8 protein-coding genes are annotated in these 9624 nt (G+C 41.5%); 4 read left to right on the top strand and 4 right to left on the bottom strand.

Features of this window, described 5'->3' with window-relative positions:
• Positions 1-102: 102 nt before the first annotated feature.
• From BIV59_RS20770 to BIV59_RS20755, 4 genes are all read right to left on the bottom strand, one after another.
• Positions 103-1014 carry a ketopantoate reductase family protein gene (locus BIV59_RS20770; RefSeq protein WP_071353373.1) on the bottom strand — a complete coding sequence of 304 codons (912 nt, stop codon included), beginning with the start codon at positions 1012-1014 and terminating at the stop codon, positions 103-105.
• A gap of 128 nt (positions 1015-1142) precedes the next feature.
• On the bottom strand, positions 1143-1709 hold the full coding sequence (locus tag BIV59_RS20765; protein WP_071353372.1) for a 3D domain-containing protein: 567 nt from the start codon (positions 1707-1709) through the stop codon (positions 1143-1145).
• A gap of 270 nt (positions 1710-1979) precedes the next feature.
• Entirely contained in the window at positions 1980-3524 is a 1545-nt protein-coding gene (locus tag BIV59_RS20760) for a methyl-accepting chemotaxis protein (protein ID WP_071353371.1), read from the bottom strand.
• A 136-nt stretch (positions 3525-3660) separates the two neighbouring features.
• The gene (locus BIV59_RS20755; protein ID WP_071353370.1) at positions 3661-4725 is read right to left on the bottom strand and encodes a M20 family metallopeptidase; all 1065 of its coding nucleotides are present in this window, start codon (positions 4723-4725) and stop codon (positions 3661-3663) included.
• A 225-nt stretch (positions 4726-4950) separates the two neighbouring features.
• Here BIV59_RS20755 and treP point away from each other — a divergent pair, with 225 nt between their 5' ends.
• From treP to BIV59_RS20735, 4 genes are all read left to right on the top strand, one after another.
• Positions 4951-6378, top strand: coding sequence for a PTS system trehalose-specific EIIBC component (gene treP, locus BIV59_RS20750; RefSeq protein ID WP_071353369.1), 1428 nt, complete (start codon positions 4951-4953; stop codon positions 6376-6378).
• A gap of 87 nt (positions 6379-6465) precedes the next feature.
• The gene (gene treC / locus BIV59_RS20745; protein ID WP_071353368.1) at positions 6466-8148 is read left to right on the top strand and encodes an alpha,alpha-phosphotrehalase; all 1683 of its coding nucleotides are present in this window, start codon (positions 6466-6468) and stop codon (positions 8146-8148) included.
• Between the two features lie 23 nt (positions 8149-8171).
• On the top strand, positions 8172-8882 hold the full coding sequence (gene treR / locus BIV59_RS20740) for a trehalose operon repressor (protein WP_071353367.1): 711 nt from the start codon (positions 8172-8174) through the stop codon (positions 8880-8882).
• A 115-nt stretch (positions 8883-8997) separates the two neighbouring features.
• Positions 8998-9555, top strand: coding sequence for a YflT domain-containing protein (locus BIV59_RS20735; protein ID WP_071353366.1), 558 nt, complete (start codon positions 8998-9000; stop codon positions 9553-9555).
• Positions 9556-9624: the final 69 nt, after the last annotated feature.

Raw genomic sequence — 9624 nt, 5'->3', positions numbered from 1 at the left:
TGAGCCTCCTCGGCTGCGCCTGCTTAGGTCTCACCTGTTCTGCTCATCAGGCCACTGAAAAACTATATGCTTTGGAAAAAGCCGAATACCGCGATCAGGTCCTTAATTTTCAAAAGGCTTGATGATGCTATATAAAATTTCTGTGACAGGAAGTTTGATACCGGTTCTTTCCGCGAGTCTCAATGCCCCTCCCTGGATATGTTCCAATTCAAGAGTCAGCCATTTTCTTCTGTCTTGATGCATAGAGGAGGTGGCCCCGTCTGGAAGTTTCCTGAATTGTTCGAGGGCCTGCCCGACTTTATCGATGCTGATTGAGATCCCGTTTGCTTCGGCAAGAGAACGCATTTCTTCCAGGACCCTTGTTAGCAGTTCAAAGGTATCAGGGTATTTTCGAATGGTGCCAATTGGCAGATTTAAAGCAGTAGTCACTCCAGAAAATGCTGTAATAAACATATATTTGTTCCACATTTCATCTAAGATGCTGTCTGTGAGCTTTCCATTGAGATTGGCCCCTGTTAAAATAGAATCCAGCTCGCGGCATATTTCGTTCTGTGAGTGATGCAGAGGGCCAAATACGAGATCGTGCTGGCTGCTGGTATGAACAACATGGCCTTTTTCATCCAGTGTAGCAATGATGTATGCGCTGCCGCCCAAGACTGCTTCTTTCTGCAGTTCTGATTGGAGAATAGAAATATGCTCGATCCCGTTTAAAAGCGGAAGAATCTTTGCACCTTTTTCTGCGAGAGCTTTTAAGGAGGGGAGAGCAGCCTTCAAATGGTACCCTTTCACTGCAGCAATGACCAAATCAGGCCTTTCGATATCCTCTACATTCTCTGTGAATTGCAGATTGTTAAAAACATAGTTTCCGTGTGTGCTGGTTATATACAATCCATGTTCAGAAAGCTGCTGTGCCCGTTTTTGCCTGACTAAGAAAGTTACATTCTGGCCTGCAGCCTGCAGCCTGGCCCCATAATAAGCTCCTAATGCCCCGGCTCCCAATATGGCAATATTCAAAGTAAGCACCTCTCATCCTTTAATTTGGCTATATCAGCCCAGTTCAATTTTAACAAAATTGAGAAAAATTTAAAAACTTATTTTCCTGAAAAAAAAGCCAGGCTGCTGTTTAGCCCGGCTTTTTACTATTAACGGTAAATTCTTACTTTTACGTATCGAACGCCCCATTGAATTGCTTTTGACTTTGAAGAGACAAAGATATCAATTTTGCTGCCTTTTATTGAGCTGCCTTTATCTGCTGCGACTGCGTACCCGTATCCTTCAACATATACCTTGGAACCCAGAGGAATGACTCTAGGATCAACAGATATTGCTTTAATGGAAGGGTTCTTCTTTAAATTCAATCCAGTTGATGTAATGCCGCTGCAGCCGCCGCATGTTGCGGTATAGGCAGTAGCCCTGACTGTGATGGTTTTATAGGCTGCGGCTTTGACAGCCTTCTTGGCTGCCGGTTTTTTTACCGTTTTTGCCTTTGTGCCTGATTTAGGTGATACCTGCAGAACCTGGTTTGGTTTGATGATATCTTTCGAAAGCTTATTCCAGCTTTTAAGCTGGCTGACAGATACTTTATGGTTATGTGCAATCTTCCAAAGTGTATCTCCTTTTTTTACATGATATGTATTTGCTGAAGCTACTCCTGAAAAACCGAATACTAGGAAACATGCGCCAGTGATATATAATAGTAGTTTTTTCAAACGTTTTGATCTCCTTTGTACTAAATCGTTAATTTATCATAACAGGTTAATATGACAATTATGTTTCAATGGGTTGCTATTTTTGTTACAAAACAGAGACTTAGGTTTAAAAACTGTAATATATGGAAAACTATGTATCTTAAAAAATGGTTTTATAGCATAAATTGAGGTTTTTCAGCTAATATCAACGGAAAAAATTCCCGTCAATATTACGTGAAATCGGCTTGACACATAAAATAAGCCCCGGCGTTTGCCTGGAGCTTTCTGAAATTATGCTTCTTGTTCAGTTCTTACATTTATATCTTCAATAATAGAATTCATTTGCAGTGAAAGAGAAGACAGTGAACCAGTTATATTATTGAGTGCTTCCGCAGTATTTAATTGGTCTTGGGCTGCAGCAGTAATTTTGCTGCTTTTTAAAAGTGCATCTCTTGTTATATGACTTCCATGCTCGATAGACTCAAACACATGCTTGGATTCACTGACCATTTCCTGTAGTACGGTATCTGCATGTTCTGCCTGGCTTTCCGTACTTTCTGCAGCCTGTGCAATTTGGGCAAATACCTGCTCTGTATCGACGATTAATGATATTCCTGTCTGAAGGTCGTTATTGCCCATTGCAAGATCATTTTTTACTTCTTTCATGTCGGAATGAATCATAGAGATCATTTTCTTGATATCCTTTGCTGCCTTATCAGATTCAAGTGACAATTTGCGGACTTCATCCGCAACCACGGAAAATCCCTTGCCATAGCTCCCTGCCCGTGCAGCTTCAATAGATGCGTTCAAAGCAAGCATGTTAGTCTGGTCTGAAATGCCTGATAATGTGTTTAAGGCACGTTCTATATACTGTGTCCTATTTTCTAATTGGCTGACTGAGTTCGTCAATGTGGACATATTCCGTGTAATTATGTTCATCTGGCCAGTCATATTATTGACTTTGATACGTCCTGCTTTTGCTTCTTCACTTGTTTTAAGAGATGTTTTTTTTACAAGCCGGGAATTTTCCCGGATTTGGGAGATTTTTTGCAGCATACTGTTCAGCAATTGTACATTTTGTGTGCTGATGCCGAGCTGTTCATCACTTCCAGAATTCATTTCTTCAATGGATACAGCAATTTCCTTGCTTGATTTTGAGGTAACCTGGGTAGTTACGGAAATTTGGCTTACTGATTCTAATAGGCGTGTTGAGCTGAGACTGAGGCTGTCGAGCAGCTGTCTATTTGCTTTTTCATGGATCCTGTTCTGGGCTTCCATTGCATGTGCATATTTATTGCCTGAATGGATAAGCAGTACGGTTGCAAGGCATGAAAATATCAGGAAGAATGCGTGAACAAGCAGGAGTGAAAAATGATAATCTGCAGTACCGCATAAAAGCTCAGGATATAGAAAAAATCCAGTGAAATGCTGGATGGCAAAGATGGCTGTGCTGATCAGGATTAACTTAATAGATTCAAAGTAAGCAATCATCGCAAGCACCATAAAAATGCTAAAGTGATATTCGGTCATTCCTTCGCTTCCTGCTATAGTGCTGATGCTGCTAAAGGTGAGGCACAGCACTATTAAAAGCTGCAGGGACGGGTGAAAAGGCTGTTTTTTGTAGATGGCGAATACAGATACGAGCAGGATGACTGGAACTATGAGAAGTGTATTCTGCAGGATATGTATCGAAGGAGAGAATGATCCATACCCATTTTGTGCGGTGTAATCAGCCAGGAAGCTGAACTTTCGATGAATGAGGTGAACCATAAGGGATAAAAGGACGGTAAAAGAAGTCAAATATATCATCATTAAATTTTTATTCTTGTTTTTCAATGTTATATACTCCTTTAGTTTCGGTTATTGATGTCAGTATAGTATTGAATAAGCAAATATATCTATTTTCAATGTGCTGTTGATGTGTAAAAAAACCTCCCCATACCGGAGAGGTTTAAAAATATTAATTTAGTTGTCAGGAGTGTACGAACTCCCTGGCAAAATCAATGAGCATTTTTTTATAGAGTTCTACAGATTCAAGAACAACATATTCATCATCACCATGCCAATCAGCGCCGCTTGGCCCAAATTCAATGGCAGGAATATCAAAAGCAGCATAAAACACGGTATCTGCTGAACCGTGCTGGCCGAAAATCCTGGCTTCCTTAGTGGTGTATTTTTCAACGACGGGCCGGAGCAGGGAGATGTACGGATCGTTTTCTTCTGTTTTTACAGGCTGGCTGAACATCCGGACCGAAACTTTTCCGTCTGTAATGCTTTGGATTTGCCTGATGATTTCATCCTTATTCTGTGAAGGAAGATAACGGATATCAAGGCCAATGATGCATTTGTCAGGTACCTTATTATAAACTTCTCCAGCTTTTATTTTTGCCAGGTTAACAGATGGGCCCTCGTAAAGCTCGGTCCTTTCCTTTGTAAAAGGCAGGGTGAGAATATGCTGGTATACCTCATAGGCCTTTTCGATGGCATTAATGCCCTCCCATGGTCTGCTTCCGTGGGCAGGTTTTCCGCTTATTTCAATATCGGTTTGCATAACGCCCTTTGCCTGCAGGGCGATTCCCAGCTGTGTCGGCTCCGCACAAATGACAAAGTCGCCTAAATAGCCTTGTTTGGCCAGATAGCCTGAGCAATTAAATCCGCCTGTTTCTTCATCAGATACTATTTGCAGCTGAATCTTCAGCCCAAGTTTATGATTCTTTAAGGCAGCTGCTGCGGTCATCATCGCGGCAACTCCTGCTTTCATATCTGCAGAGCCTCTCCCGTACAATCTGCCTTCTCGGATCTCGGGAATGAATTGATTGGGCTTTCCGCTTACCACATCCACGTGTCCATTGAATATGAGCGTTTTTTCTCCGGAGCCTATGCTGCAAACGAGCATTTTATGGCCGTTATTTTCAAACTGGCTAACAGGCAAGCCTTGCTCTGAAAGCCAAAGTGAACAATATTCGACCGCTTCATTGGCACCTTCTTTAGTAGAACTGTCAATAGAGATTAATTTTTTCAGCAAATCTTCAAGCAAAGTAATATCCTCCTTTTTATACACTCCGCTTTAACTATACCCTTTACTGATAACAATAAAAAAGAAATGATTTCCAATACTTATAGTGCCGAGAAAACGATTTCTTTTTCTCTTGACGTATATGTATATACAAGTTAAAATGAAAACACAATCATGTATATACAAGTTCATTTACTGATAAATTTTAAGACAGATTGTAAACGTTCACACGGGGGGGTAAGATTTATGTCTAAGAATTATCATCAAACGGCCGCCGAGATTGTAGAAGCAATCGGAGGGAAGGAAAATATCGCTTCCGCTACACATTGTGTAACGCGACTGCGTTTTGCTTTAAATGACGAAAGCAAAGTGGATAAAGAGAAACTGGAACAAGTTGATGCTGTTAAAGGCTCTTTTTCTGCCAATGGCCAGTTTCAGGTAGTCGTCGGGCAGGGGACGGTCAACGAAGTATATAAGGAAATGGTGGATGCAACTGGCATCGGATCAACCTCTAAAGAAGAAACAAAAGCGGCAGCTGAAAAAAACCTGAATCCGCTTCAGCGTGCAATAAAAACCCTTGCAGATATTTTCATTCCAATCCTGCCTGCGATCGTAACGGCAGGTTTGCTGATGGGGATTAATAACATTCTGACTAATAAGGGGATCTTTTTTGATACAAAATCCATTGTAGATGTCTACACACATTGGAAGGACTTCGCAGGGATTATCAATTTGATTGCAAATACAGCGTTTACCTTTTTGCCTGCCCTTATTGGCTGGTCTGCGCTTAAACGTTTTGGGGGAAGCCCGCTGCTTGGGATTGTCCTTGGTTTAATGCTGGTTCATCCTGATTTGCTTAATGCCTGGGGATACGCTGAAGCAAAAGCTGCAGGCAAAATCCCTGCTTGGCATTTATTTGGTCTCACTATCGACAAAGTTGGATATCAAGGACAGGTACTTCCTATATTGATTGCTTCCTTTGTGCTGGCGAAGATTGAAATATTCCTGAGCAAAAGAATTCCCGACGCATTCAAGCTTTTATTAGTGGCGCCAATTGCTCTGCTCGTTACAGGATTTTTATCCTTTATCGTTATTGGACCGGTTACATTTGCAATTGCTAATGGAATCACCTCTGTGTTTACGGGAATTTTCTCTCATATTCCTTTGCTTGGAGGTTTGATTTATGGAGCACTGTATGCCCCGCTTGTTATTACAGGCATGCATCATACATTCCTGGCAGTTGATTTGCAGCTGATCGGAAGCACCGGAGGAACATTTCTATGGCCGATTGTGGCCCTATCAAATATTGCTCAGGGCTCAGCCGCTCTTGCCCTGATGTTTGCTATCAAAGATCCAAAGCTGAAGGGATTAGCATTTCCATCAGCCGTATCAGCATATCTTGGCGTAACAGAGCCTGCCATGTTTGGTGTTAATATCCGTTACCGTTTTCCATTTTTTGCAGCAATGGCTGGTTCAGCTCTGGCAGGGGCATTCATTACCGTCAACCATACGATTGCCTCATCAATTGGAGTAGGCGGCTTACCGGGGATATTCTCAATTATACCGAGTAAATGGGTCCCATTTGCAATCGGCATGCTAATTGCACTTGTTGTTCCTTTTGTTATAACCTTCTTCTATGCAAAAATGAGAAGAAATCAAAAACCTACATCATAAGGCATTCACTAAAGCCACAGAAAGGTTTCTTTCTGTGGTGTTTGAAATTCTATACGGAAAATAACTTTTAACAGGCGGTGGCTTACAATGAAAGAATGGTGGAGAAAATCTGCAGTTTATCAAATTTATCCAAAAAGCTTTAATGATACAACCGGCACTGGTGTTGGTGATATAAAAGGGATTATCGATAAACTTGATTACCTTAAAACACTTGGGATCGATGTAATATGGCTGACTCCGATCTACGAATCACCTCAGCGGGATAATGGCTACGATATCAGCGATTATTATGCCATTGATGAAGAGTTTGGAACGATGGAGGATTTTGAATGCTTGTTGAACGAAGCACATGGAAGGGGAATTAAGGTAATCATGGACCTAGTGGTTAACCATACCTCGACAGATCATGAGTGGTTCAGGCAATCAAGGATGTCAAAGGACAATCCATACCGGGATTATTACATTTGGAAAGACCCTGAGAATGGGAGGGAACCGGCAAATTGGATATCGAAATTCGGCGGTCCTGCCTGGGAGCTTGATGAGAAAACTGGCCAATATTACCTTCATCTTTTTGATGTAACACAAGCTGATTTAAATTGGGAAAATAAAAAGGTGAGAAAAGAAATTTATGATATGATGCATTACTGGTTCGGAAAAGGGATAGACGGATTCCGGCTGGATGTCATTAACCTTATCTCAAAGAATCAGGATTTTCCGGATGATGATGGTTCAATTGCTCCTGGAGACGGCAGGAAATTCTACACGGACGGACCGCGGGTACATGAGTTTCTTCATGAAATGAACACAGAAGTCCTTACCAAATATGACAGCATGACAGTTGGTGAAATGTCTTCTACAAGCATTGAGGACTGCATCAGATATTCTAATCCTGCCAGCGGGGAGCTCAGCATGACGTTTAATTTTCATCATTTGAAAGTGGATTATCCAAATGGAGAGAAATGGGCACTTGGGGAATTAGATTTTCCTGCACTTAAAAGCATTCTCACAAACTGGCAGACAAAAATGCAGGAAGGAGGAGGGTGGAATGCGCTGTTCTGGTGCAACCATGATCAGCCAAGGATTGTTTCAAGATTTGGGGACGATAAAAATTATCCTGTTGAATCTGCTAAAATGCTGGCAACTTCCATCCACATGCTGCAGGGGACTCCATACATTTACCAGGGAGAAGAGATCGGGATGGCCAATCCGCATTTTAATGACATCAAAGATTACCGTGATGTAGAAACTCTTAATTATTACGAAATTATGAAGGAAAAGGGAATTCCGGAAGCACTTATAATGGAAATCATCAAGCAAAAATCAAGGGACAATTCAAGAACCCCGGTACAGTGGAATGATTCAGTGCATGGTGGATTTACGGAAGGAACTCCCTGGATACCTGTACCTTCATCTTATAAAAGAATAAACGCCGAAAAAGCATTGGCTGACCCTGATTCAGTGTTTTATCATTACCAAAAATTAATTAAGCTTCGCAAGAAGTATGACATTATTACAGAAGGAAGCTTTGAACTTCTTTATCCGGAACATAAAGAGCTTTTTGTATATAAACGGCAGTCTAAAGATGAAGTTTTGCTCGTTATCAATAACTTTTATGCAAAAGAGGCAAAGCTGTCTATCGGTAAGGAATGGATTTCAGATGAATTTGAAGCATCCACCCTGTTATCCAATTATAAAGATGCTCCCGCTATTGCAGAAGAAATGATATTCCGTCCGTATGAATCTATCATTTATCATTTTAAGAAGAAGTGATAAGATTATCTGGGTGATATTAGATGATGAATAAATTCATGAAAATATATGAGGATATATCAAATCAGATCCAGGAAGGAAGCCTTCCTGCAGGCTCGCTCCTTCCCTCTGAGAATGACTTGGCTGATACCTTTCAAACATCAAGAGAAACAATCAGGAAAGCCCTTAAAATCCTTTCTGAAGACGGATATATTCATAAAGTTCAAGGGAAGGGATCCATTGTCCTGGATGTGAAGAAATTTGATTTTCCTATCTCGGGACTGGTCAGTTTTAAGGAACTTTCCAAAAGAATGGGTCACCGGACCAAAACGCATGTGGAAATGCTGCAGGAGATTTTTCCTGATGAAAGCTTGAAGGAGCAATTAAAGCTTTCAAGAGAAGATACAGCCTGGGAAATTCACCGTGTTCGGGAAATAGATAAAGAACGAGTTATTTTCGATAAAGATTTTATCGTAAAGAAAATGGTTCCCGGTTTGAATGAAGCTATTTGCCAGAACTCCATTTATGAATATGTAGAAGAAGAGCTGGGTTTGACAATCAGTTTTGCAAAGAAAGAAATCACTGTGGAAACACCGACTGAAGAAGATCGAAGCTATCTTGATCTGGAAGGCTTCCATAATATCGTTGTGGTAAAAAACTTCGCCTACTTAGATGATACAAGCCTTTTTCAGTATACGGAATCACGCCATCGTCCGGATAAATTCAGATTTGTCGATTTCGCCAGAAGAAAATAAAGGTCCCGAATTTCCCTGATTCTTCATTTCTGATTTGGTCTCATTCAGTCCATGGTTAGTTTTTTCTTAATAAGGGTATGTAATAACCATACACTTTTTAGAGGAGCTGAGGAAAATGGATAAGAGAGTAGTCGGCGTATATGATAGTGGAGAAGATGCAATTCGTGCGGTAGAAGACTTAAAACGGCAAGGATATGACCGGGACGATATTTCAGTCATCGCTAAGGACCGCGATGACGTGGATATGGTCAATGAATCTACTGGAACTAACACAGAAGAAGGAATGGCGGCCGGAGCTGCGACAGGCGGCATCCTGGGCGGTGCTGCCGGGTTATTGGCCGGGGTGGGTGCCTTGGCAATTCCCGGAATCGGCCCGATTCTTGCGGCAGGCCCAATCGTTGCCACTCTAACTGGGGCGGCTGTTGGTGCAGGAACTGGAGGATTGGCAGGTGCTCTTATCGGAATGGGAATTCCTGAAGATGAAGCAGACCGTTATGAAACTGATGTGAAATCAGGTAAATTGCTTGTGCTTGTTGATCCTGATGCTAAGAGAAGTGATTCCGGTTTAACAGAAAAGTATGATACAGATCCTGTACATCCTGGCAGGAATGATCAGCGTGCAGGCTTTGATCAAACCGTTGATGATGTCAATTCCGGCGCTAAAAGATATTGATATACGAAAAGAAGGAGCTGCCTTATAAAGGCAGCTCCTTCTTTTCGTGCACACTGCTATGCTGTCAGG

It is taken from the genome of Bacillus sp. MUM 13, assembly GCF_001866725.1.
GTDB lineage: Bacteria > Bacillota > Bacilli > Bacillales > DSM-1321 > Peribacillus.
Note: the sequence above shows the minus strand (reverse complement) of the source record. Positions and strands in the feature narration are given on the sequence as shown.

Bases quoted from the DNA above. Each gene is read 5' to 3' on its own strand.
- BIV59_RS20735 (WP_071353366.1), top strand. From the start codon at position 8,998: ATGGATAAGAGAGTAGTCGGCGTATATGATAGTGGAGAAGATGCAATT.
- treR (WP_071353367.1), top strand. From the start codon at position 8,172: ATGATGAATAAATTCATGAAAATATATGAGGATATATCAAATCAGATC.
- treP (WP_071353369.1), top strand. From the start codon at position 4,951: ATGTCTAAGAATTATCATCAAACGGCCGCCGAGATTGTAGAAGCAATC.
- treC (WP_071353368.1), top strand. From the start codon at position 6,466: ATGAAAGAATGGTGGAGAAAATCTGCAGTTTATCAAATTTATCCAAAA.